At 47.2% G+C, this 23,191-nt stretch carries 25 protein-coding genes and 1 pseudogene; 1 reads left to right on the top strand and 25 read right to left on the bottom strand.

Annotated features, from left to right (window positions below; all coding sequences use genetic code 11):
- On the top strand, positions 1-180 hold a 180-nt coding region (locus tag E5983_RS03280), incomplete at its 5' end, for a transposase (protein WP_202056368.1).
- Position 181: 1 nt separating this feature from the next.
- Here E5983_RS03280 and E5983_RS03285 read toward each other — a convergent pair.
- From E5983_RS03285 to E5983_RS03400, 25 genes and pseudogenes are all read right to left on the bottom strand, one after another.
- Positions 182-1,051 (bottom strand): annotated as a pseudogene (locus E5983_RS03285) (PTS ascorbate transporter subunit IIC); the annotation flags it as partial.
- A gap of 189 nt (positions 1,052-1,240) precedes the next feature.
- The gene (locus tag E5983_RS03290; protein ID WP_160332491.1) at positions 1,241-1,525 is read right to left on the bottom strand and encodes a PTS sugar transporter subunit IIB; all 285 of its coding nucleotides are present in this window, start codon (positions 1,523-1,525) and stop codon (positions 1,241-1,243) included.
- A 4-nt stretch (positions 1,526-1,529) separates the two neighbouring features.
- On the bottom strand, positions 1,530-2,474 hold the full coding sequence (locus E5983_RS10110) for a PTS sugar transporter subunit IIA (protein ID WP_237397567.1): 945 nt from the start codon (positions 2,472-2,474) through the stop codon (positions 1,530-1,532).
- Between the two features lie 115 nt (positions 2,475-2,589).
- On the bottom strand, positions 2,590-3,663 hold the full coding sequence (locus tag E5983_RS03300) for a BglG family transcription antiterminator (RefSeq protein ID WP_237397568.1): 1,074 nt from the start codon (positions 3,661-3,663) through the stop codon (positions 2,590-2,592).
- Positions 3,664-3,819: 156 nt separating this feature from the next.
- The gene (locus E5983_RS03305) at positions 3,820-4,803 is read right to left on the bottom strand and encodes a YeiH family protein (RefSeq protein ID WP_160332492.1); all 984 of its coding nucleotides are present in this window, start codon (positions 4,801-4,803) and stop codon (positions 3,820-3,822) included.
- Positions 4,804-4,856: 53 nt separating this feature from the next.
- Positions 4,857-5,876, bottom strand: a complete 1,020-nt coding sequence (galE, locus tag E5983_RS03310; RefSeq protein ID WP_160332493.1) for a UDP-glucose 4-epimerase GalE — start codon at positions 5,874-5,876, stop codon at positions 4,857-4,859.
- Positions 5,877-5,893: 17 nt separating this feature from the next.
- Positions 5,894-6,676, bottom strand: a complete 783-nt coding sequence (locus E5983_RS03315; protein ID WP_160332494.1) for a tyrosine-protein kinase — start codon at positions 6,674-6,676, stop codon at positions 5,894-5,896.
- A gap of 13 nt (positions 6,677-6,689) precedes the next feature.
- Entirely contained in the window at positions 6,690-7,385 is a 696-nt protein-coding gene (locus E5983_RS03320) for a Wzz/FepE/Etk N-terminal domain-containing protein (RefSeq protein ID WP_160332495.1), read from the bottom strand.
- Between the two features lie 8 nt (positions 7,386-7,393).
- Positions 7,394-8,125 carry a capsular polysaccharide biosynthesis protein Cps4B gene (gene cps4B / locus E5983_RS03325; protein ID WP_160332496.1) on the bottom strand — a complete coding sequence of 244 codons (732 nt, stop codon included), beginning with the start codon at positions 8,123-8,125 and terminating at the stop codon, positions 7,394-7,396.
- Positions 8,126-8,127: 2 nt separating this feature from the next.
- The gene (cpsA, locus tag E5983_RS03330) at positions 8,128-9,579 is read right to left on the bottom strand and encodes an LCP family glycopolymer transferase CpsA (RefSeq protein ID WP_160332497.1); all 1,452 of its coding nucleotides are present in this window, start codon (positions 9,577-9,579) and stop codon (positions 8,128-8,130) included.
- Between the two features lie 225 nt (positions 9,580-9,804).
- Positions 9,805-9,954, bottom strand: a complete 150-nt coding sequence (locus tag E5983_RS09700) for a hypothetical protein (protein ID WP_202056376.1) — start codon at positions 9,952-9,954, stop codon at positions 9,805-9,807.
- Between the two features lie 4 nt (positions 9,955-9,958).
- Positions 9,959-11,485 (bottom strand): heme transporter CcmD, encoded by a 1,527-nt coding sequence (locus E5983_RS03335; RefSeq protein ID WP_160332498.1) that lies wholly within the window; start codon positions 11,483-11,485, stop codon positions 9,959-9,961.
- A 95-nt stretch (positions 11,486-11,580) separates the two neighbouring features.
- Positions 11,581-13,086 carry a cardiolipin synthase gene (cls, locus tag E5983_RS03340; protein ID WP_160332512.1) on the bottom strand — a complete coding sequence of 502 codons (1,506 nt, stop codon included), beginning with the start codon at positions 13,084-13,086 and terminating at the stop codon, positions 11,581-11,583.
- A 36-nt stretch (positions 13,087-13,122) separates the two neighbouring features.
- Positions 13,123-13,509: a hypothetical protein gene (locus E5983_RS03345; protein WP_160332499.1), complete on the bottom strand. Its 387-nt coding sequence runs from the start codon at positions 13,507-13,509 to the stop codon at positions 13,123-13,125.
- Between the two features lie 64 nt (positions 13,510-13,573).
- Positions 13,574-14,788, bottom strand: a complete 1,215-nt coding sequence (locus E5983_RS03350) for a bifunctional folylpolyglutamate synthase/dihydrofolate synthase (RefSeq protein WP_160332500.1) — start codon at positions 14,786-14,788, stop codon at positions 13,574-13,576.
- A 385-nt stretch (positions 14,789-15,173) separates the two neighbouring features.
- Positions 15,174-15,476, bottom strand: coding sequence for a DUF1292 domain-containing protein (locus tag E5983_RS03355; RefSeq protein WP_160332501.1), 303 nt, complete (start codon positions 15,474-15,476; stop codon positions 15,174-15,176).
- Between the two features lie 9 nt (positions 15,477-15,485).
- Positions 15,486-15,905 carry a Holliday junction resolvase RuvX gene (gene ruvX / locus E5983_RS03360; protein ID WP_160332502.1) on the bottom strand — a complete coding sequence of 140 codons (420 nt, stop codon included), beginning with the start codon at positions 15,903-15,905 and terminating at the stop codon, positions 15,486-15,488.
- A complete protein-coding gene (locus tag E5983_RS03365; protein WP_160332503.1) occupies positions 15,905-16,171 on the bottom strand; it encodes an IreB family regulatory phosphoprotein in 267 nt (88 codons plus the stop codon). Before E5983_RS03365 ends, ruvX begins: the two co-directional genes overlap by 1 nt.
- Before the next feature lie 67 nt (positions 16,172-16,238).
- Positions 16,239-16,817 carry an SP0191 family lipoprotein gene (locus tag E5983_RS03370; protein ID WP_160332504.1) on the bottom strand — a complete coding sequence of 193 codons (579 nt, stop codon included), beginning with the start codon at positions 16,815-16,817 and terminating at the stop codon, positions 16,239-16,241.
- Between the two features lie 88 nt (positions 16,818-16,905).
- Positions 16,906-17,304: a transcriptional regulator Spx gene (gene spx, locus E5983_RS03375; RefSeq protein WP_160332505.1), complete on the bottom strand. Its 399-nt coding sequence runs from the start codon at positions 17,302-17,304 to the stop codon at positions 16,906-16,908.
- Between the two features lie 134 nt (positions 17,305-17,438).
- Entirely contained in the window at positions 17,439-18,614 is a 1,176-nt protein-coding gene (gene recA, locus E5983_RS03380) for a recombinase RecA (RefSeq protein WP_160332506.1), read from the bottom strand.
- A 52-nt stretch (positions 18,615-18,666) separates the two neighbouring features.
- The gene (locus tag E5983_RS03385; protein ID WP_160332507.1) at positions 18,667-19,905 is read right to left on the bottom strand and encodes a competence/damage-inducible protein A; all 1,239 of its coding nucleotides are present in this window, start codon (positions 19,903-19,905) and stop codon (positions 18,667-18,669) included.
- Between the two features lie 11 nt (positions 19,906-19,916).
- Positions 19,917-20,501: a Holliday junction branch migration protein RuvA gene (gene ruvA / locus E5983_RS03390; protein WP_160332508.1), complete on the bottom strand. Its 585-nt coding sequence runs from the start codon at positions 20,499-20,501 to the stop codon at positions 19,917-19,919.
- A 13-nt stretch (positions 20,502-20,514) separates the two neighbouring features.
- Positions 20,515-22,422 (bottom strand): DNA mismatch repair endonuclease MutL, encoded by a 1,908-nt coding sequence (mutL, locus tag E5983_RS03395; protein WP_160332509.1) that lies wholly within the window; start codon positions 22,420-22,422, stop codon positions 20,515-20,517.
- A gap of 71 nt (positions 22,423-22,493) precedes the next feature.
- Positions 22,494-23,006 (bottom strand): DUF6287 domain-containing protein, encoded by a 513-nt coding sequence (locus E5983_RS03400; protein WP_160332510.1) that lies wholly within the window; start codon positions 23,004-23,006, stop codon positions 22,494-22,496.
- Positions 23,007-23,191 lie beyond the last annotated feature (185 nt).

The raw sequence follows: 23,191 nt of genomic DNA on the forward strand, positions 1-23,191 counted from the left end.
AGTCGTCTAAAAGTATTGTGCGAAGAACAAGGACATAAACTCTTGCCTCTTCCCCCCTACTCACCTGAGTATAATCCTATTGAAAACACATGGGCTCATATGAAAAAACACCTCAGAAAAGTATTGCCCAGTTATGACAATTTTCTGGATGCTTTGTTGTCTTGTTCTTGTTTCAAATGACTATACCTTTGAAGGCGGGGACAATTTCTGCTAGGATTAGGCGCACACCAGCGAGAATGACAAAGACTCCTGCTGCAAAGGTTCCTCCTAAGGTCAAAGCATAGATCAGGCTGTTGGTTCCACCACTGAGATTTTCACGAATGTAATCACCGCCGGCAAACAAGGCCACAATCATATAAATTAGAGACATGGAAATAGCAATGCTGACAGTCGAATCCCGCAAGAAGGACAGGCCTTTAGGGAAATGAATGTCCTCGGTGGACTTTGATGAATCACCGACCCAGCCACCAATCACCCCACTTAACCAGTAGCCCAGTGAGCTGAAATGGCCTAGAGCCACTTGATTATTCCCCGTTAATTGCACCATATATTTTTGGACAAAGGCGGGAGCCAGGGTCATGATGATTCCTAGCGCCAGACCTCCCATCACAATGAGACCAACAGAGGTAAAACCTGCTACGCTCATAATCACGGCAATCATACACGCCATATAAAGTGTATGGTGACCGGTCAAGAAGATATATTTGAAGCGGGTGAAGCGGGCAATGGCAATATTAAACACCATACCAAATAACATGATCAAAGAGGTGGCTGTCCCATATTTGTCCAAAGCCAGGGCCACAATCGCTTCATTGTTGGGCACAACCCCTTTCAGGTTAAAAGCTTGTTCAAACATCTGTCCAAAAGGTTCCAATGAACTTACAATAATATTTGCACCGCCACCAACCACAATAAAACCAACAAAGGTTTTCAAACCACCCTTGATTAAATCGGCCAGTGGTTTTTTCTGCAGGGCCAGGCCTAAAATAGCAATCAGAGCCACCAAGATTGCCGGCGTTTTGGCAATATCAATCAGAAAATCCAGTATCATATTCTGTCTCCTTTAAGAATCTTCCTTGTACTACCCTTTCTACTTGATACTCTTTCTATTTTTCTTCACACGTCGTTAGCTTCGACTTGCCTAACTTCAATTAGGCCTGCGTCTCGTTGCCTAGTTTGAATTTAAAATCATTTGAGTATTGAAATGGAAGTAGCATGAGCAGCCTATGTCTCACACAGGTTACACCAAACCTTTTTCCTTATAAATAGCTGTAACTAGCTCTCGTAACTCATCCATGTCAATAATGCTGTCCAAGATGCGCACATCTCCTAAATGAGTAGCTGAATCAGCTAGGTCGCGACCGACAATCCAAACATCGGCTTCGCTAGGATTTGCACCACCTAGATCATAGTGCTCCACCGAAACATCGGAGACTCCTAGGTCGCGTAAAATCGCTTCAATATTCATTTGCACCATAAAGCTTGAGCCTAGACCTGAACCACAGGCTGTTCCGATTCTTAACATATTACTATTCCTCCTTTAATAAAGCTTGAATATCCGTAAATTGCTGGGCACCAACAAGTTGGCCAATGTTTTCTGGATCCCGCAAAATTTTTGTCAAATGCGAGAGGGCCCTCAGGTGGGTGTGATTGTCAATAGCTGCTATACAAATCAGCAGAGAAATAGGGTGCTTGGGATCATCTAAGAGATGCACAGGTTTGTCCAATACCAATAGGGACATCCCCAGTTCCTGCACCCCATCTTCAGGTCGAGCATGGGGGATGGCAATGCCTTTACCCAGGTCAATAAAGGGGCCAAACTCCTCTACTTTCCTAATCATGGCCTCGATATAGTGCGGTTGGATGGCTCCACTATCAAGCAAAGGTTGGGCCGCCAAGGCAATCGCTGCTTGCCATTCCAGTTCTTGTTCAGACCTTTGAAAGGTCTCTGCTGTTAGTAATTCTTCTAACATCGGACTCCTCCTTTGTTCTAATGAGCGTTGATTGAGAAACTGTACCAGTTCATATTTCAGGGGCTGCTCCTGATGAATGGTCGCATGTTGTCCAATCAACGCTAGGAGCTGCTCAATTTCCAGTGGAAAATAAGCGGCATTTGGAAAATAGCGATTGACCAATTGGAATAGCTCTTTTTTATGACTAGCAGTCATCACCTGTGATACAAGGAAAAAGGGCAAGTCCGTATCCACCTTAACCGTTCCGAAGACCATATCATACTGTTTCTCATCTACCGTCTCCCAGCCCTGTATTGAATAGGTGTCGGCAAAATAAATATTTGGGAATAGCTGTCGTAAATTTTCCTTCACAATCAGCGATGAACTAACTCCATTGGGGCAAACAACCAAGGCTTGGTAACGATGGGACGGTTGCTGAGCTGCTTCAAGGTAACCGCCAAAATGGATCACAAAATAAGAGACTTCACTATCCGGTATTTCAAAACCTAGCTGTTCTTCCAAAGGTCTCAAGGCTTTTTTTACAAGATAAAATAAATCTGCATGCTCTTCCTTAAGGGCACCTCTAAAAACTAAATTTCTGAAAATCTAAATGTTGATTTATCAAGGTTTGAGTGATTCAATTTGAAGAAAAACTGGGGTTTTTAGAGGTTCCCTTAATGGTTTCCGTATACGAATTAACAGGGATTAAACGCGAGGTCAAGCGGTAGTAAGCTGGAATTAGATGGCGTTGTAAACCGGCAATCATCTCAGAACGCTGGTCAAAGGTGACTAGCGACAGGCGTTCCATCTCCTCCACGATTGCCAGGGTCAGCTGGTAGAAACGACCATCCTGAGCCTCCCCCTCCAAACATCCCTGCAACAAATGTGAGAGATAAGCTGCTGTTGCAGAATCCAGCTCTAACAGGCCCTTATTTCGGAAACACAAGACCTGCCACAATCGTTCTAGAAGAGCTGGCGCACCACCTTGACGAAGCTCAGAATCCCACGAGATAGAGGCTCTCGTCCGTTCCTGACGTAGGGTAAAAAAAATTAAAAAATAGAGATATTCATCGAGCTTCCCTTCCAAGGCTGACACTTGATAAGCCTGACAGGCTTGTTGGCTCACCACTTTCAATTCTTCCATCGGATTATCTTGCCCCCATGCTTGAAGGATATAATCCAAGGCCCAGACACCGATAGCGGATTGCAGACAATGACTAATTGCATAGAGGGCTAAGCGGTGCTTGTCTTCTTCACGCCCCAGCAAATGATAGCCTTGAGCCCTGCTATAGTCGAAGCCGACTTGAAAGTCCAAACAGAGATTTTTGACACTTTTAATGTCCGTTAGGGTGGTGTTGCGACTCACACTCAGTAGCTCTTGGTAGTCACTATTGGCGATAAAATCCCTTCGAATAAATGTGTAGAGGTAAATCAGAAGCTGTCTCTCCTCCTGTGACAAATAGATTTGTCGGCTCCGAAAAAGAGAAAAGACCTTTTCTTTTTGCGCATAGAGGTCTGGCGAAACCAGAAACTCACCTTCTCGGAAGTGGAGCTGAGGTAAGGAATATTCCTGCAGCAGTTGATTCACCAACTCTAAATTAGACTGCAACTGATGCTTGTCAATACCTGTCTGAATACTTAATTCATACAGACTTTCTCGCTTCGTCGCAAATAGCTCCATCAGAACAGCTAGGGTGCGATTGTCAACCATGTCTTCCTCCTTATCTTCATTGTAACCCTTTTCATACTTAATTTCCAGAATCTTTGAGCCCAATTCAAGCACTGGGAAAAGACAAGCCCATTGGGCTCAACGTTCAAAAAGGAGCAAATCCAGTAGGGACTTGCTCCTTTTCAATTTCTAAATAGCTTACAAGCCAAAGGCCCAAATTCCAACCATGGCTAGGACAAATTGGACCAGGCCGATGATCAGGATATAAGACCCGTAGGTCGGTGCATTTTTCATAAAGGTCCGCAGATCCAGTCTGAGGCCGATGGCGGCTAGGGCTAGCCATTCGAGCCAAGTCATCAACTGCTGAAGGCTGGAGGTGACCGGTGCTGGCAGGTCCAGCCAGGCATTGAGTAGACTGGCCAGGATAAAGCCGTAGAGATAGTAAGGGACCTTTTGTAAGGGATTGGCCGTCTTAGCTGGCGCCGTTATTTGTTCTTTTTTCCGAAATTCAAGGAAAAAGAGGACGGGAACCAGATAAAGAATACGGGTCAGTTTAAAGAGCATGGCCAAGGGAAGGATGGCTGGGGAGAGCAGGTTAGCCGCGGCTGCCACCTGACCAACGGATTGCAGGCTACCGCCGATTAGGGCGGCCTGCTGTAGATCCTGGAGGCCTAGTAGGACAGCGGCGAGGGGAAAGAGGAACATGAGAAGAGTCCCCAGCAGATTAACCAAGACAATGGCCGTCCCCTTCTCCTGCTCAGAAGCCTGGGTCATGGGACTAAGCGCGCCAATCGCTGAGGAACCGCAAATCGCTGTTCCACCAGCCAGAAGGGTCGCCGCATCCTGGGAAAAGCCGAGCTTCTGAGCCAGATGGTAACTAGCCAGGAGGGAGAGGAGAAACATGAGACTAACAAAAGCCAGGGAGGGCAGACCCATCTGCCCGAAATTTTTGGTGTCCATGGTAAAGGCCAAGAGAATGATGGCGTACTCCAGAAAACGACTCTCTGCTAGTTTGGTACCTAGGCTCAATTGGGGAGAACGGAGGAGACTATTCCCGAGGAACATCCCCAAAAGAAGCGCAAGGGGGGCAACGCCAATTAGGGGCAGAAACTGAGCCAGACCTAAGGCCAGAAGGGTTACAAACAGGGCGGCCGCTAGGCCGGGTAAATACTTGTGTGACATAGAATCCTTTCTAAAGCAAGCTGGATCTGGACTGCCTCTACAAACCCTATGTTCTAGTCCTGAAAGCCCTGCGGATGTTGCTGCTGCCAGCTCCAAGCGTGGCGACACATGGCCTCCAGATCCAATTGGGCAGACCAGCCCAACTCTGTCTGGGCCTTACGGGGATCTGCATAGCAGCTGGCAATGTCGCCTGGGCGACGCGGATAGATTTTGTAGGGTAGATCGCGGCCGACAGCTAGGCTGAGAGCCTGGATCATTTCCAAAACAGAGTAGCCTTGACCAGTCCCCAAGTTATAGATGGATAGACCTGAACCTGGAGCCCATTTTTTCATGGCGGCAACATGGCCTCGGCTGAGATCGACCACGTGGATGTAGTCCCTGACACCAGTCCCATCAGGGGTATCATAGTCATTGCCGAAGACCCGAATGTGGTCGCGGAGACCACTGGCAACCTGGGTCATATAAGGGACTAGGTTATTGGGAACCCCTTGAGGATCTTCCCCAAGGCGACCACTGGGATGGGCCCCGATAGGGTTAAAATAGCGGAGGAGGACCAGGTTCCAAGTAGGATCCTGGGCATACAGGTCACGGAGAATGTTCTCACCAATCAACTTGGTTCGACCATAGGGATTGGTCACGGACAGGGGAGCATCCTCCCCTAGGGGAAGATGGATGGGCTGGCCATAAACCGTTGCCGAAGAGCTAAAAATCAGGTTTTTACAGCCCTGCTCCTCCATGATTTCCAAGAGGCAGAGCAGGCCTACAAGATTGTTGTCATAGTAGGCTAGGGGTTGCTGAGTCGATTCCGCCACTGCCTTAAAACCGGCAAAATGGATCACTCCCGTCACCGGATGCTGGGAAAAGATCTGCTGCAACAAGTCCTTATCACGAACATCTCCTTCATATACAGGGAAAGCCTGGTTAGTCAATTCCTTGACTACTTCCAGGCTCTTAGGATATGAATGACTGTAATTATCTAGGACCACCAGCTTGTAACCAGCTTCCAATAGCTCTAGAACTGTATGGGAGCCAATATAACCAGCTCCACCTGTGACTAAAATCGTGTCTGCCATCCGCTATCCCCCTTATTTTATTTTTTATCGCGGTTTCGACGAGAGCGACTACGTTCTTCCTTGTCTTTCTTTTTCTCTTTTTTCTTCTTCTCTTCACGGATTTTTTTGCCGTAATTTCCATAATCCCCATAAGAACCATAAGCTCCGTAAGAACCGTATCGTTCCATGCTGGTATCAACCTTGTTGAGGATGACTCCGAGGAAAGGAGTACCCGTTTGTTCCAACTGTTCCACTGCTTTTTCAACAGCGCGGCGTTTGTTGGAGCCGGACTCAACTACCAAAACGGTCGCATCACCTTGTTGGGTAATAATGGCCGCATCGATAACCAAACCAATCGGTGGTGTATCGATGATGATGTAGTCGTAATACTTCCGGAGGATATCAATCATCTTGTTAAAATTCTGACTTTGCAAGAGTCCTGTTGGGTTAGGGGACACAGGGCCTGCTTGAATCATGTAAAGATTTTCAATATCGGTATCACAGAGACCTTCGGACAGATCATTTTTTCCAGTTAGGTAGTCTGTCAAACCCGTGATTTTATCGCGGGTTGAGAAGACACCGGACATGACACTATTCCGGATATCGGCATCCACCAAAAGTGTTTGGTAACCTGAGCGAGCAAAGGCAATAGCCAAGTTAACAGAAGTCGTCGACTTCCCTTCACCAGATTGAACAGAGCTAATTGAAATAACATCAATGCCGTCTCCACTCAACTGGATATTTGTCCGCAAAGCATTATAGAATTCTTCGGTTTTTTCAGCGTCTTCACGACGAGCCCGATTTAATTTTAATGTTGGCATGCAGTTCCCTCTCTTACTTTAGTTTTGAAAATTCCGGCACCACACCCAAAAGCGGTAAGCCCATCATTTCTTCGACATCTTCTGGTCGTTTCACACGGTCATCCATAATTTCTGCGACCAAAACAATCATCACCATCAAGGCTCCACCCGCAATAAAACCAAGTAGAACATTCCGACGAATGTTTGGTGAAACCGGCTGGCTATTCACCTGACCTTCTTCCAAGGTCGTCACATCCGAAACTTTGGTAACCTCGATAATCTTATCGGCAGCAGCCTGGCGGACACCATTAACGATTCGCGCCGCTTCTTCTGCAGATTCATCTTGAACACTGATTGACACAATCCGCGTATCTGCTGGAACTGTGACATTGATTTTTGACGTCAATTGAGACGTGCTCAAATCCAATTCAAGATTGGACACAACGCGGTTCATCACATCCTGAGACAGGATAATCTCCTTGTAGTCTTTTACCAAGTAGGTACCAGCCTGCAAATCTTGGTTGGTCAAACCAGGATTGTCTTGCTGCTGGCGGTTCACCACGTAGATCCGAGTTGTACTTTGGTACATCGGCGTTGCCACGTACAGGCTATAGCCCAAGGCCAAAATTGCTGTCAAAAGGGAGAAGAAGAGGACCAAGAATTTCCGTTTCCAGACCGTCCGCAAGAGACTGAGGACATCTACTTCCACTTGATTATGTTGCTTTTTCATGAGTTCTCCTAAATAATTTCATCTTCTAGTAATAATTCCTGATTGGTGATAAAAAGCCGATGGGCTCTCTCCAAGCCATAAGTTTTCCGAATGATTTTATAGGCCTGGTCCATATAAGGGGGACGTTTGTCCAAATTGTGCATATCGCTTGCGACAAAGTGGACCAAGTCTTGGTCCAAAAAGAAGCGGGCTCGTTTTTTCATGAATTTATACTTGTCGCCAAAGAGCTTGGGCGGTAGCACGGATGAGGAATTAATCTGCATGTAGCAGCCCATCTTGATCAGCTCCTGCACCTTGTCCGCATCCATATCTAAGGCATGGTAGCGCTCGATATGGGCCACTACTGGGGTAATCCCCAATTGCAGAACAGCCGAGAGGGCCTTATGGATGTCCCGGTAAGGGGTATCCATGCTAAATTCGATTAGGGCATAGCCAGTCCCGCCTAGAGTTGGCAAAACCTGCTCTTCTAATTTTCGCAAAGCATCAGAATTAAAATAAATCTCAGCACCATAGAGAATGGAGAAATTGGGACCAATCTCAGATTCAAGCGCTTTAACTTTTTGAAAGTTTTCCGCAAATTTTTCCTCTGATGTATCAAAGAGGGCCTTGCGGCGATGAGAGGTGGCGATGACGGTACGTACGCCCTGGCGGTAGGATTCTTCCAAGAGCGCTCGGGTATCCTCTAGGGTTTGAGCACCATCATCCACATCAAAAATAATATGTGAATGAATATCAATCATATTTATTGTCCCTCCAAAATAGATTGAATGTTGGCCTTGGTCGCTGCAAGGCTTTCTGGATTCACTTCCATCACATACAGTTGTGAACCTGGCATGGCGTAAGATGGCTTGTCCATGCTCCCTGTTCCTTCTAAAGCTTGAGAGGAGATTTGGTACTGGCCTGCAGATTCTAGCTGGCTATTGATGAGAGCCATCATGGTCTCCAAACTCATATCTGTCTGAATGGAATCTTGAAGTCCTTGGATGATTTGTGGGTAATTCTTGAGGGCATCAGTCGACATCAGCTTCCGAAGAACTGCGGTAATGACCTTCTCTTGGTTCTTACCACGATCGTTATCGCCTCCTTGGAGACCATAACGTTCCCTTACAAAAGCTAGGGCTTTTTCAGAATCCAGATGAACCGTGCCAACCGAGAAGTCGTACTGACCGTGAAGGCTAGTAAAGGCTTGATCATTTTCAACATCCACCCCGCCGACTAGGTCGATCAGTTTGAGGAAAGAGGTGAAGTTCAAACGCACATAATAGTTAATCGGCGTTTCGTAGAGATTTTCCAAGGTGTGAATGGAGGCATCCACTCCATAAATACCTGCATGGGTTAATTTATCCGGCTGGTTATTGCCACCATCTGCAATTGGCACATAAGCATCCCGGGGCGTTGTTGTCAAAAGAATTTTTTGACTTTCGCGGTTGACGGTCATCAAAATGTTAACATCGGACCGAGAAACAGAGGTAATCGGACCGTAGGTATCAATCCCACTAACATAGATAGTGAAGGCCTGGGCCTTAGGATCCTGACGACCGGTTTCCAACTTCCGCCGTACCTGGTAGGTGTGGAGAGGACGTAAGCCCTCGCCAAAGTTTGGAAACTCGCTCTCAATGGTATCTGCAAAAATACTATTGATAACAATGGCTTGCGCCTGCCCCTCTTTTAACTGCTTATAGGCATCCACATAGGAGCTGGAGCTTTCAAACTGGGGATTCACTTGTTTATTCGTAGTTAAATCCTCTTGTAGCTTGGCCAAATTATCCTTATCCGTCTCCATAGGCGCAAGAATCTTCTCAACCTGACTCAGATCCTGAAGATCGCTATCCTTGGGTACATAGACCGTCAGGTCATATTCGGTATAATTGGCCTGATGATTGAGACGGGAAGAAAGACCCACCAGCTGTTGCACCCCAATCGCGCCCACACCGGCAACCAAAAGGCTGAGTACCAAGATAATGGTCACCCAAACACGCGCCGGGAAACGCAATAAGACCCAACCCAAAATTCCTAGAACCACCAAGGCCACTAGGGATAGGATCACATTCAGATTATAAACGGCTAAAATACCATAACGAAAGAGACTGTAAACCAAATAAGCGGATAACAGCAAACTTAATCCCCAGAGGATCCAGTTTACAATCTTTAAAACAGGATTGGAATCAACCCGAGTTCTTCTACTTCTTGACATCTTTTCCTCAACAAAATACTGGCCTTTCCCAGTTTTTTACTTTTTCATATTTTTGATGCTCTCCGAAAATATTCGCTCACTTGTCGCCGGATTCTAATTTTCATAGAGCAATCGCCACTATATCTCTCATATTATACCACAAATCCTGAATTGTTCCCCTTTGAGACTAAAAAAGAGCCCTGAAAAGGACTCTTTTCAAGAGCTCAACAGAAGTTGTAAAATCTGCTATCGCGACTTCTGTGCCCCTTGAATTTCTTTCATTTTTTCTAACAGACTAGCCTTGGTCTGTTTCAAACTACCCTGTTTCCGAGCTTGCTTCTCATGAAACCGTTGCACCTGAGCCTTGCCCTTGTCATCCAATTGGTATTTTCCCATAAATTCACTTTCTTTCGTATAGTTTTAGCGTGTGGAGATCCGTTTTAACCTCCGTATAGGTCGTTGTCAATTCTTTATCCACATCCTCCAGCAGGGCAAGATTAGTATTGACCACGATATAGCGAGGGCGGACACTCTCCAAATCATTGGCTAATCGCAGCTGATTTTCTGCTAACTGCTGGTAATAGACCGGACTCAGCAAGGCTGACGCAGACCACTTGCCGGCTTCCTGGTACCAATTGGCCCGACTATCCCAGGCATAGATGGTATCCGACCGATCCGCCTCTTGTTGCAAGTAGGCCAAGACATCCTGACGCTCAGTCTCTAGCGAGCGCTCGCCCAGCCATTTTTGGCCCAAAGGTAGAAGAACGAGAACAGCTCCCAAAAGCAGAGGCAAGTAGAAAAGACTAGCCAGGTAACCCTGGAAGAGAGAACTCATCCGCCGCTTTTTCTGGTGACGACCTGGCTGCAGACCGCTCTGGATCCGGTCAAAACTGAAGATTTGCAGCAACCAGAAATAGATCAGTCCTGGCAGGAGTTGGTGGAAACCAAATTCCCCCTGACTGCTAGCCACCAACCAGATGGCTAGCGTCCCAAAGATCCCCAAGGGCAAGTAGAACAGACTTTCCTGGGTCCGGGAAAACTGACCCAGAGCCAAGAGGCCTAGTGGTAGCCCCACACCAACCAAAAACAAGCCATAGAAAAAGGCTGTTTGGAGCTGGTCAGCTCCTGTAAACTGGAAGGTCTGCCAGACATAAGAACCCTGGTTCAAGGCCTGACCAAAGGTCCCATTCCAGACAGTCACATAATCCAGCGGATAGAAGAGCAGGGAGAAACCAATCAAGGCCGCCAAGAGCTGGGACAAACCCAGACCTAGCTGCTTAGCCCTCAGATTCCGGTAGAACAGATACAAACCGTTCACCCCAAAAAAGAGGGTCCCTGTAAAGGGATCAATCAAGACAACCACAGCAGCCAGGGCTCCGTATCTCAAAAAGCCCTTATTCCCTGTCTCCCCTGCACTCACCGGTACCAACAAGTCCAAGGCCAGAATCAAGAACGGAAGTGTAAAGAGAGCTGAATAAAGCCCTCCGAAGCCTAAAATCAGGATTAGGAAATAGAAGAAATGAGTGGCCGCTTCCGCAACCTCTTTTTTACCTGTCAACCGATTGGCCAAGGCAAAAGCCTTCCGCCCACTAAAATAAGAGGACAGGAACTGGAACAGGATTAAAAGAACTGTCCCCTGGTAGGAAGATCCTAACCAAATCAAGCCATAAAATAAAATGCCGGCAGTCCCGTAAACATCCTTATAGACCAGTTGTCCTTGCTGCAGAGCCCAACCAGCATACAGGATCTGCTCCTGCAGATTGGTCGCTAACTGCGTAAAAAAGGGATTGGCCACACTAAAGAAGGCTAGGAAAAAACTCCAAAGCAAGGGGCTGACAAAGGGAAGATGGATATCTTCTGTGACCTCGCGTTGGGCCTGGTGTTTTGACCGGCGTTTCCAGCGAGATTCCACTTGTTGTTCCGTCATAGCATACTCCTTTTTACATTCCTCTCTAGTATACCAAAAAAGAAGGGGAGTCGGACCTCTCAGCTGAAATTCCTTCTCTCCTTCTCCTAAAGCTCTTACAAAAGTGGGGCAAAAATCTGAACCACTTCCTTGATCAACCGTTGGTACCAGGTTGCTTTTAAGCTCTGATCCGTAACTTCGATCGACTGGTCAAAAATGGTTTGAAAGTCCCTGTGCATGTCTGCCAAACTATTGGTTTTGTACATCAAAACAGCATTTTCATAATGATGGACCAGACTCCGGTAGTCAAAATTAATAGTTCCAACTACGCCTAGATGGCCATCAACTAGTACATTTTTAGAATGTACAAAACCCGGCTCGTATTCAAAAATCCGCACACCGGCACTCCGCAAGTCGGGATAGGCTCCTCGGGTCACCAACTGGATAATCTTCTTATCTGGGATATAGGGGGTTACAATCCGGACATCGACTCCCCGCAAGGCTGCATTTTTAATGTCCTCGGTAAGATCATAGTCCATAATTAGGTAGGGGGTGGTGATGTAGACATAGTCCTGGGCTTGGGTAATCAAATTTTGATAGACCTTTTTCCCGACCTGGTCTTTGTACATGGGCTTTGGTCCAGACCCATACGGAATGTAATAACCCTGCCCCTCTTTTTTTTCGTCCAACAAATGATAATGGTCAACGCCCTCTAGCTCACCTCGGTTGATGTACCAATTGATTAAAAAGAGACGGACCAAGGCTTGGACAGCTTCGCCCTCGAGGCGGATGCCACCATCCTTCCAATGGCCAAAACGGAGCCGCTGGTTGATGTATTCGTCGGCCAAGTTGACCCCACCGGTATAGGCGACCATGCCATCAACCACGAGAATTTTCCGGTGGTCCCGGTTATTGTAGGCCACGGTCATCCGGGGAATCACCTTGTTAAACTGACAGGCCTCAATCCCCGCCTCCCGTAATCGGCGGGCATAGTTGCCCGAGAGGGTAGCCATACAGCCAATATCGTCATAGAGGAACTTGACCTCAACGCCCTGGGCAGCCTTCTGCTTGAGGATATCCAAAATTTGGTCCCACATGAGACCGGGTTCGACAATATAATACTCCAAAAAGATAAACTTCTCAGCGGCCTGCAGATCCTGTAAGAGAGACTGAAAATAGTTCTCCCCCAAGGCTAAAAATTCGGACTGGGTGCCTTTATAAATGGCTGAACCTGGATCGATTTTTAGCAGGGCCTGCATAATCCCAGCCACTGACCGGTCCTGGTCCCGAACCTCTTCTAATAAAGGCTTAGACGAGGGAACAAAAAAATCATACTGGCCAATGGTCTCCAGCTGTTGGATTTCCTTTTTGGATAGCCGTCGTTCCCCAAACATCAAATAAAGCAGGGGACCTAGAACCGGTACCATGGCTACTAGGAGCCAGGTGGCCTTGCTATCGGGTGCCATATTTCGATTAAAAATCGAGATGATCGTGGCGATGGTAATTAGCAAAATAAATCCTAACCAGATATAGGGAAATATTTGGCCGAAATAAAAGAAGGCGGCAAAAACCAAGGTTAATTCCACCAACATAATAACCAGACTCAAACCATATTTCCACATGATTAGTCGTAATTTACGCACAATTCTTCCTCTTTATTAGCCGGTGCGTTTAAAGACCTTTTCAGGCTCTAACTCACCCAAATCATCGTATTCAATATCTTCGATATACAGGTGGTGATTGTCCACACGGTAGAGCATGTACTCTTCATCCACGAGCATTCCTTCCTGATCAACTACCTGAATCGAGCGGACAATCTTATTTCCAAGCCCGTCGTCGGAAATCAGCGTCCCTTGTCCCCCTTTGAGGGTTAGGTGATAATTTTCCTCCTCAGATGATGCCATATAGGTACCATCCAAATTTTCTGGAATCGCCAAAACCGTTTCTTCTTCTACGGGTTGCGCTTGCCTCGATTTTCCCGAGCAGGCTGTCAATCCTAGGGCAACAAAGAGTATCACCCCTACGATCAGCCATTTCTTGGACATTTTGCTACTCCTAAACTCTTTTTTTCATCTAGTATACACCATTTTTACAAAAATGTTGGCCAATTTACTCACTTATTAAGCCTTTGCGGACTTGACCAATAAAATGTAAAGAACCTGTAATAAAAATCGGTCGTCTTTCCTCGGTCCCAATAAAGGAGACCAGATCCTTTTCCAGCAAGTCTAGCCCCAAGGACAGACCATTCTTTAAGCCCCCTTCAAAAGGCACCAGATAAAAGTCTGCTTGCGGCAGGTGGGTCTGTAAATAGACCAGCATGTCTGTATAATTTTTCCGCGGTAAAAAACCTAAGAGAAAAATCGGATCCGCCCAGTTATGCGCCTGCACAAAGGCTACCAATCGCTTCATGGCGGGCACATTGTGGGCCCCGTCTAAATAAACCCCGGGCCGGACTACCTCCAAGCGGCCTGGCCAGCTAACGCGGCTCAGAGAGGCCCGTGCTTGAACAGGATTAAGCGCTAAGCCTCGCAAGGTCATCCAGCTATGGGCTGCCATCAAGGCCAGCGCTGCATTCTCCTGCTGGAAATCGCCCAAGAGGCCCAGCTCTAGCTGATCCAACCGGAAGTCCCCGGCCTCAAAACTTCCGTCCTGCCAGATAAAATCCCGACCGTACTGGTAGACCAGATTCCCGTAAGGGGCAGCCTCCGCTTCAAAAATCGGCAGCAGGTCTGTTCGCAAGGGACCTAGGAGGAGGAGCTGCTGGGGATTGACCAGTCCAGCCTTCTCCCAGGCAATCGCTTCCAGACTGTCACCAAGCACCTCCTGATGGTCTAGGCCAAGGGAAGTAATCAGAGCCAGATCACTGGTCACCACATTGGTAGCATCCTGACGCCCCCCAATGCCCACCTCCAGCAAGGCTACATCGACCGCCTCCTGCGAGAAGTAAAGGAAGGCCACACAAGTCCACAACTCAAAGTAGGACAGGGGACCCAGCTCCATCTGCGCCTCCGCCTGCTGGATTTGGGTGATGATCCTTTGAAGATCCGCTAAAGGAATCAATTCTCCATTCAGACGAACTCGTTCCCGCATATCTTCCAAGTGGGGGGACGTAAAAGAGCCAACCTTGAGCCCCTGATCCTGCAAGATCTGACCTAAAAAGGCTTGAGTTGACCCCTTGCCATTGGTCCCTCCAAGCTGGATACTCGCAAAATCTCGCTCAGGATGACCCAGCAAATCCAAAGCCTGCAAAAAACGCTTCTTGTCCTTGGGAAAATTCAACCCAATCCGACTATCAAACCAGGCTTCCAACTGCTCAGGATTCATGGAGACCTCCTCTTCCTTACATACTCAAAAAGCCGAGACAAGCATCACCTGCCTCGACTCCTGTTAGCAATAAAACTCCACTTTCCTATTTCTAGGCTCGGGAGAGGCTGGGACAAAAGTCTAGCCTCTCTCTTTATGATTAGCAAAATACCTTTGACGCAGTAGTTGATTAGGTCTAACAGCATTGTTTGCTGTTAGAGAGTAACAAATCTTGTTTGCGAAGCAAACTCCAATCGTTCGCTATATGAAGAACATTCCATGTTCTTCCATTTGGAAGCTCAGCGAGTCAATCCCTGACTCGCTGAGCTTCCGAACCCGACCTAATCAACCTTGCGGGGGTGGGACTACGAACTAATTTTGAAAAAATTAGTTCTGTCCCACTCCCTTACTCTTCAGTCATGAAGCTGTTGAAGACTTCTTCAATCATGTCCCATTCAGCGTTGGAGTCTTCTGGGATTGGTTGGAGGTCGCCTTCTGTACCATCTTCATTTTCTGTGTAAGAGTAAGCTTGAATTTCGACTTGGCCGTCTTCGTCTTCTTCTGCACCAACGGGCATCAAAAGGACATAGTTTTTACCAAATTCTTCGCGGCCATCGATGGTTAGGATGATCTCAAATAGGCTCTCGTTCCCAGCATCATCTACCAGGGTGATAACATCGCGTTCCTGTTCTTCGTGTGAATGTGACATGGTTTCCTCCTAAAAGTGGCGGTCAAGATAATTCTGCAAAATTAACTGAGCCGCTAGTTTATCAATAACTTTTTTACGTTTGGAGCGGCTGACATCCGCTTGTTCAATCAGCATCCGCTCAGCAGCGACGGTTGTAAGTCGCTCATCCTGATAGGCTACTGGTTTGCCAAACTGTTCTTCCAGCTGCGCCCCGTAAGCCTGACTGGCTTCCACACGTGGGCCGCTGGTATTGTTCATATTCTTGGGTAGACCAATCACAAATTGATCCACTTTATATTCTTGGACAAGTTGAGAAAGACGTTCAAAGCCAAACTCACCCTTCTCTTCATCAATGGGAATGATCTCCAAACCCTGGGCGGTAAAGCCCAAGGGATCTGAGATAGCAACTCCAACTGTTTTGGAGCCCACATCAAGACCCATAATTCTCATTAGAAATCGACTCCTTGTCCTTTCAAGTAATAGCGGACCAGTTCTTCCACAATCTCATCACGTTCATATTTACGAATTTGATTGCGAGCATCGTTGTAACGAGGCACATAGGCTGGGTCCCCGCTCAAAACGTAACCGACAATCTGATTGATGGGATTGTAGCCTTTTTCGTTTAGGGACGTGTAAACATGGGTCAAAGTCTCGCTGATTTCTTTTTTATTGGAATCATCAAGATTAAAACGGACTGTTTCATCTGTAAAACTCACTATTACACCTTCTTTCTCATTTAGTATTTCCCCATTATACCATAGTCAAACTGGGAAAACAATGAAGTTACGGGGCATCGGTTACGATCGCACCATTGGATTGGCGAACTTCCAAGAACTTGCTTGGTTTCACTTCGCTCATTTCAATGATACCACTTCCTTGGAAGTAAGTGTTGTTCCGAATCCCTTCTAAATCCAAATCTTGAAAATTATAGGTAGATAGATTCTTGAGTCGTTGGTCTTCTAGAACTTCAATGTTACTGGTAAAGCCTCGAACAGCTGTTGCCGCCTTATAATTTTCATCTTCGTCCAGACTAGCCTTCAAACGGGTATTGGTTTCAGCTACCCCCACTTCTTCAACTGACTTCTTAAGCTCTTCGGTCAAGGGACTGATCACCTCAATTTCAAAGGTCAGATACTGGTCTCCTTGGTAGGTAAGGGTTTGAACCGTTGTTGTTCCACCCTCAGCTGTTGGGAATTCCAAGCGTTTTTTCTGGACCGCATTTTCATCGACTTTCTCGGTTAGGATGGGAAGCGTAGCTGTAATTTTCACCTCTTCCTCCCCTGGCTTACTAGCCTCTTTTTTCTGACCACAGCCTGCCAAAATAAGCAAACTAGCCGTCGCTGTTATTAGAATTTTTTTCATGACATGAGTCTCCTCTCAGCCTCTATTTTATCATACTGTCTGGCGACTGACAAAAAGCTAGCGCAAACGAGCACTAGCTTTACTAAAATTAGAGAGCCGCACGTAGGCGGGCCTCCGCATTTTCAACATTGCGAACCGAGCGCGGAAGGAAAGCACGGATATCATCTTCTTTGTAGCCCACCTGGAGACGCTTAGCATCCACCATAATCGGGCTCTTGAGAATCCGTGGATTAGCAAGAATCAGATCCACAACCTCACTAAGGGGTAGGTCTTCCAAATCAACCCCTAGGCTCTTGGCATAACGATTTTTGGAAGAAACAATGCTGGCTACGCCATTATCGGTCTTGGCTAAAATCGCCATTAGCTCTTCCCGTGTGAGGCCATCTTTTCCAATATTTTTTTCTTTATAGCTTAATTGATGTTGAGTTAACCAGGTTTTTGCTTTTTTACAGCTTGTGCAACTTGAAACCGTGTAAATTTTGATCATGCAAAATCCTCCTTTCGCTACACTACTGTTAGTTTACCGGATTTTTGGAAACAGGCCATCGGTCCCTAGACTGACTTTTGCAATTTATTCCTCAGGAAAATCAAAATCCCGCAGAATGTCCCCTTTCAGGAGTCTTATTCTTCAATTTCGATTTCTTCCAAATCCAATGGCAAATCTTGTGCCATGTCCGCAGCTTCTTCAAGGACTTTTTCATCTACCTCTGGTTGAGCAGCAGTCGCCGCTGCTTCCCCTTCTGGTAATTCGGCTACTGGCAAGCCAAAATGTTGACGAACCTTGCGGTCGATTTCATCAAAGATGGCAGGGTTTTCCTTGAGGAACTTCTTAGCATTTTCGGAACCTTGCCCAATCTTGTCATCCCCATAGGAGTACCAAGCTCCAGATTTTTTAATGATATCCAGGTCGCTGGCAATTTTCACCAATTCACCAGTGGCAGAGATTCCCTCACCATAGATGATTTCCACAACCGCTTCTTTAAAGGGTGGTGCAATCTTGTTTTTCACGACCTTGATTTTGGTTTCCTTACCAATATTCTCATCTTTTTGATCGCCTGTTCCCTTGATTTGGGAATTTCCACGAACATCGAGACGAACAGAGGCATAGAATTTCAGGGCACGACCACCTGGTGTTGTTTCAGGATTCCCGAACATCACGCCGACCTTTTCCCGTAGTTGGTTGATAAAGATCGCCACCGTTTTGGTTTTGTTGATAGAAGCTCCTAGTTTCCGCATAGCTTGACTCATCATCCGAGCCTGCAAGCCAACATGGCTATCCCCAATATCTCCGTCAATCTCCGCTCGTGGTACCAAGGCTGCAACCGAGTCCACAACCACCAAATCAATCGCTCCGGAATCAATCAATTTACCAGCGATTTCCAAGCCTTGCTCCCCTGAATCGGGTTGGGAGAGGAGAAGCTCATCAATATTAACACCAAGGGCTTGGGCATAGGCTGGATCCAAGGCATGCTCGGCATCAATAAAGGCTGCAATTCCACCCTCTTTTTGAGCCTGGGCAACCGCATGAAGTGCAACGGTCGTTTTACCAGAACTTTCTGGCCCATAGATTTCGATAATCCGCCCTTTCGGATAACCACCTGCTCCCAAAGCGATATCTAAAGCCAAGCTCCCTGAACTCATGACTTGAACTTTCTGATCCATCCGCTCCCCCAGACGCATGATTGATCCCTTACCAAAATCCTTTTCAATCAATTTCAGAGCATCATCCAAGGCCTTCTTTCGCTCATCGCCAAATTTTTTGGTAATTTCAGGTAATTTTTTTTGTTTTTTTGCCATTTTCTCTCCTTATCTCTAATGCAAGACACTTTTTCTATTATAGCAAAATCCCTTATTTGATTAAAGTTTTCAGTATTAAATGAAAAGCCTCTAAAACAGCCAACTGACGAATGGTGTTGCGGTCCCGACCACCTAGGTAGAGACGGTGACTGCCGGTCCCCTCGGGACCAGCCAAACCTAACCAAACCGTTCCAACTTCCTGCCCTTCCAGTTTGTCTGGGCCCGCAACCCCTGTCAAGCTAAGAGCCAAGTCTGCCCCTGTTCGGGCCCGGGCACCTAGTGCCATCTGCTCGGCAGCCCAGGCCGACACCATACCAGCGGCCCGCAGGTCCTCCAGGGGAATCCCCAACATCTGGCTCTTTTGCTCCAAACTATAGGTGACAAAACCACCCGGAAAAACAGTGGAAGCGCCAGGTAGGCCGGCCAACTCTGCCTGCAAGAGGCCTGCTGTTAGGCTCTCGGCTGCTGTCAAGGTCAAGCCCCGCTCCCGTAACAAATCTAGGACTGTTTGCGCCAAATTCTGATCATCGCCATAGGCATAGAGATAATCCTTTAAGTCTCCTTCTTGCAGAATGGCTGCCTCCAACTGATTCAGAAGCTGCTCGCCTTCTTCCCGGCTAGCAGCCTGGGCAGTCAAACGCAGGGTCACTTCACCAACCTTGGCATAGGGAGCCAGGGTTGGATTAGTTTGGTTCCGAATTAAATCAGCCAAACGCGTCACCAACTGGCTTTCCCCAATCCCAAAAAAGCGCAGAACCCGTGAATACAGGGCCTGATCCTGTTGCAACAGCGGGGCTACCTGTTCTAAAAACATGGGTTGAAGCTCACTTGGTGGGCCCGGCAGGACCACATAGGTCACCCCCTGGTCCTCAATCAGATTCCCCACAGCCAAACCGGTCCGATTGGGTAAAACACGCGCTCCCTCAATGGTATCCACCTGGCGATCATTGTTGGCAGTCCGAATCCGCTTGGGACTACTGGCAAAGAAGGCATCCAACTTAGCCAGCCCTGCTGGGTCTGGAACCAAGTTCCGACCTAAAAAAGAAGCCAGAGTTTGCTTGGTCAGATCATCATCTGTCGGCCCGAGACCTCCTGATAAAATCACCCAGTCCACACGCTGACGCGCCAGACTCAAGACCTCTGTCAGGCGCTCGGCATTATCACCAACGACCGTATGGTAATACACACCGATGCCTAAACCCGCCAATTCTTGAGATAAAAACTGGGCATTGGTATTGGCAATTTGCCCCATCAACAACTCTGTTCCCACAGCAATGATCTCTGCCTTCATGGCCTTCTCCTTTATTTCACCAACATCTTCAAGGCTGACTTCATGTAATTTTCAGCCGTATCCGCAGTTCCATCAAAGAATTTACGAATTTTCTTCAATTCTGCCGCCTTATAGCCCAAGGCTTGCAAGGCTTCCATGGCCTCATCCAGGGCCTGATTCTCAGTCGCCTGCGCTAGATCCAAGACCGGAGTCTCAACTGCCTGTAATTTACCTTCCAAATCCAAAATCATTTGCTGGGCCGTTTTCTTCCCAATTTTAGGGAATTTGGTTAAATAGGTACTATTTTTCTCGCTAATGGCTTGCACCAAGCCCTCATGGTCATCTGCCGCAATAATGGCCAAGGCTGAAGTAGGCCCAATTCCCGAAACAGAAATCAAATGTAAAAAGAGCTCTTTCTCCGCTTCATCTCGGAAACCATAGAGGGTATGGGCATCATCACGGATGGCCTGGTACAAATAAATGGTCAATTCCTGATTCAGCTGATTGCTATAGGCATAGGGATTGGCGACATGAATGAGGTACCCAATTCCCCCCAGTTCCACTACCACTGCATTGCTACGAATCTTAGTCAGCTGCCCTCTCATATATTCAAACATAACTGGTTACTTTCTATTCATATTTTCCAAATTCTCGGAGACTCTTATGGTTCTCCTGGATACGCCGGAACATCTTCTCCATATCTCTATTCGTAAAATGAACCAAAACCGGTCGTCCATGAGGACAATTATAAGGATTTTGGCAGAGACGTAATTGATAGAGAAGATGACGGGCAGACTGCTCGTCCAGTGAATGATTGGCCTTAATGGACCGCTTACAGCTCATCATAATAGCCAATTCAGCCCGGTACTTATGGATAGAGACTTCCTTGGTCAACAGCAGCATATCACACATCTCATATACCCCAGCCTCAATCTCTTCTTCCTTGAACCAAATCGGATGTTCCCGCAAGATAAACTGGTTGTTGCCGTAATCAGACAGGTGGATACCGACCTCCCTTAAAACAGGCAATTGCTCCTTAATCCGCAGGAAATCACCGGCTGAAAATTCAAAAAGATAGGGCACCAATAATTGTTGCTGAGCACCCGAAACCTCACCGATAGACTGGCGGTATTCCTCGTACTTCACGCGCTCCTGGGCAGCATGCTGGTCCACAATATAAAGTCCGTCTTTGCCCTGAGCAAATAGGTAGGTCCCGTGCATTTGACCAAAATACTCCAATTCTGGGAAAGTGGCGGTTTCCTCACCATCTAATTTACCATAGGCCTTTTCTAGACTAGGCAAATCCAGCTCCGGATGGTCCAAATCACTGTAATCCGCTGCCTGCCGTTGGGCAAAGTGCACCGAACTTGAAGCTGGACTGGCTTCTTCGACCAGAGTCAGGGGAGCTTGCTCTGGTTCTGGAACTGGCTCTTTTGGACTAGGCTGGTAGTAGACAGGATTGTCTTCTAGGACCAGGCTGGTTTGAACCGGCTTGGCAACTTTTCCAACCGCAGATTTAGCCAAATTTTCCAAGGCATCGGGAATCAGATCCTGCTCTTTGAGGGCCTCTTGGATAGCCTGGCGAATCAGATCCATGACCTCTTTTTCTTTCGACAAACGCAATTCTTGCTTGGTCGGATGGACATTGACATCTGCTAAAAAGGGATCCAATTCAATATCCAGCACAACGAGTGGAAAGCGGCCGACCATGAGCTTGCTACCATAACCCTCAAGAATGGCGCGATTGAGGAGAAAATTCTTGATGTAGCGGCCATTAATCAGAAGGGTGATGTAGGAGCGGTTGGCTCTGGTCAATTCCGGCAGGCTTACATAGCCCTGAACGGAAATATCCAAATCGTGCGCCTCAACAGCTACCATCTTCCGAGCCGTTGTCAGCCCATAAATGGCGGCCAACACCTGGCGTAGATCTCCCTGGCCACTGGTTTGGAGAAGCTGCTTATCCTCATTAATGAGCGTAAAAGAGATGCTGGGATGGGCCAGACTCAGGCGGTTAACAACATCCACCACATGGGACAACTCTGACTGAGGACTCCGCATATACTTGAGACGGGCTGGGGTATTGTAAAAAAGATCAGCCACTCGAACAGTCGTCCCTTGAGCCCGACTAATGGTCTCTTCTTCCAAAATCTCCCCTGCCTGTGTGACCAAGCGTTGGCCCTTCTTGGCTCCAGCCGCCTGACTTTCCAAGGTTAGGCGACTGACGGAAGCGATGGAAGGTAGAGCCTCCCCCCGAAAACCTAGGGTGCGAATCCGAAAAAGATCGGCTTGACGTTTAATTTTACTAGTGGCATGGCGCTTGAGAGCTAGAGCTAGTTCCCCAAAAGCTATGCCACGCCCATCGTCGCGGATTTCAATCAACTTGAGACCAGCCTCTTCGAGACGAATCTCAATGGACTGGCTGCCCGCATCAATGGCATTTTCTAACAGTTCCTTGACCACGCTGCTGGGACGTTCAACAACCTCTCCAGCAGCAATCTGGTTGGCCAGGACTTCCGGTAATTCTAGAATTTCTGTCACACTAACTCCTCTTTCTAAATAGCAAGAAAGAGGCGGGATTGAATGATCCAGCCTCTTTTCTATGGCATTGTCTATTGAGCTCGCATAAAGACGTGCAGAGCAGCCTCTGAGCTCGTTCCAATAACCAAGCTATCTGCTTTGGCTACTTGGTCATGAAAGGGCAGTTTTTGCCCTGCTGGAATGATGGTCAGGGCAGACGAGGCTCCACCAATTTTGTAATGATCGGATATTAGGGTGCCCTCATTCTCTTCTAGTCCATTAAAGATGGAAGCATCAAAGCGGTCACTGCTGCCATCTGCTTCAATCCGGAGTGCTTCTCCCTTATCATTCACCCAGGTACCAACCAGACTGGCATAATCACCAGCCAGGATCGCTTGAGTATCAATACTGGTCTCTTGGACTGAGCTAGCCTCAGCGTCAGAGCTTGCACTGCTAGAGGAAGCAGAGGACATACTGGTGCTAACAGCCTCTTGACTGGAACTTGTCGCAGCCGAGCTTGCTTTTAACCCTGTTGCAGGTTTGGTCCCACAGGCGGCGAGAAGAAGAACCAAGCTCGTTAGGCACAAAAAGAATCGTGTTCGCATGTGAGACCTCCTGATGGATTTTCTATTACTATTTTAACCCTTGACTAGTCTTTTGTAAAGGAAAAGTCCTACTTTGCACGACAAACGCATGAAAGGTTCTAACTGATTTCTCTTCAGTCAGAACCTTTTTTAAAGTAGCGATTTTAAATATTTATCAAATACCATGCTCAAATGAAACTTTTTAC

This window comes from Streptococcus danieliae, assembly GCF_009767945.1.
GTDB classification, from domain to species: domain Bacteria; phylum Bacillota; class Bacilli; order Lactobacillales; family Streptococcaceae; genus Streptococcus; species Streptococcus danieliae.

Excerpts from the sequence above, each read along its gene's own strand:
- E5983_RS03290 (WP_160332491.1), bottom strand. The coding sequence starts at position 1,525 with ATGTTAAGAATCGGAACAGCCTGTGGTTCAGGTCTAGGCTCAAGCTTT.
- E5983_RS03300 (WP_237397568.1), bottom strand. The coding sequence starts at position 3,663 with ATGGTTGACAATCGCACCCTAGCTGTTCTGATGGAGCTATTTGCGACG.
- E5983_RS03305 (WP_160332492.1), bottom strand. The coding sequence starts at position 4,803 with ATGTCACACAAGTATTTACCCGGCCTAGCGGCCGCCCTGTTTGTAACC.
- galE (WP_160332493.1), bottom strand. The coding sequence starts at position 5,876 with ATGGCAGACACGATTTTAGTCACAGGTGGAGCTGGTTATATTGGCTCC.
- E5983_RS03315 (WP_160332494.1), bottom strand. The coding sequence starts at position 6,676 with ATGCCAACATTAAAATTAAATCGGGCTCGTCGTGAAGACGCTGAAAAA.
- E5983_RS03320 (WP_160332495.1), bottom strand. The coding sequence starts at position 7,385 with ATGAAAAAGCAACATAATCAAGTGGAAGTAGATGTCCTCAGTCTCTTG.
- cps4B (WP_160332496.1), bottom strand. The coding sequence starts at position 8,125 with ATGATTGATATTCATTCACATATTATTTTTGATGTGGATGATGGTGCT.
- cpsA (WP_160332497.1), bottom strand. The coding sequence starts at position 9,579 with ATGTCAAGAAGTAGAAGAACTCGGGTTGATTCCAATCCTGTTTTAAAG.
- E5983_RS09700 (WP_202056376.1), bottom strand. The coding sequence starts at position 9,954 with ATGGGAAAATACCAATTGGATGACAAGGGCAAGGCTCAGGTGCAACGG.
- E5983_RS03335 (WP_160332498.1), bottom strand. The coding sequence starts at position 11,485 with ATGACGGAACAACAAGTGGAATCTCGCTGGAAACGCCGGTCAAAACAC.
- cls (WP_160332512.1), bottom strand. The coding sequence starts at position 13,086 with ATGTGGAAATATGGTTTGAGTCTGGTTATTATGTTGGTGGAATTAACC.
- E5983_RS03345 (WP_160332499.1), bottom strand. The coding sequence starts at position 13,509 with ATGTCCAAGAAATGGCTGATCGTAGGGGTGATACTCTTTGTTGCCCTA.
- E5983_RS03350 (WP_160332500.1), bottom strand. The coding sequence starts at position 14,788 with ATGAATCCTGAGCAGTTGGAAGCCTGGTTTGATAGTCGGATTGGGTTG.
- E5983_RS03355 (WP_160332501.1), bottom strand. The coding sequence starts at position 15,476 with ATGTCACATTCACACGAAGAACAGGAACGCGATGTTATCACCCTGGTA.
- ruvX (WP_160332502.1), bottom strand. The coding sequence starts at position 15,905 with ATGAGAATTATGGGTCTTGATGTGGGCTCCAAAACAGTTGGAGTTGCT.
- E5983_RS03370 (WP_160332504.1), bottom strand. The coding sequence starts at position 16,817 with ATGAAAAAAATTCTAATAACAGCGACGGCTAGTTTGCTTATTTTGGCA.
- spx (WP_160332505.1), bottom strand. The coding sequence starts at position 17,304 with ATGATCAAAATTTACACGGTTTCAAGTTGCACAAGCTGTAAAAAAGCA.
- recA (WP_160332506.1), bottom strand. The coding sequence starts at position 18,614 with ATGGCAAAAAAACAAAAAAAATTACCTGAAATTACCAAAAAATTTGGC.
- E5983_RS03385 (WP_160332507.1), bottom strand. The coding sequence starts at position 19,905 with ATGAAGGCAGAGATCATTGCTGTGGGAACAGAGTTGTTGATGGGGCAA.
- ruvA (WP_160332508.1), bottom strand. The coding sequence starts at position 20,501 with ATGTTTGAATATATGAGAGGGCAGCTGACTAAGATTCGTAGCAATGCA.
- E5983_RS03400 (WP_160332510.1), bottom strand. The coding sequence starts at position 23,006 with ATGCGAACACGATTCTTTTTGTGCCTAACGAGCTTGGTTCTTCTTCTC.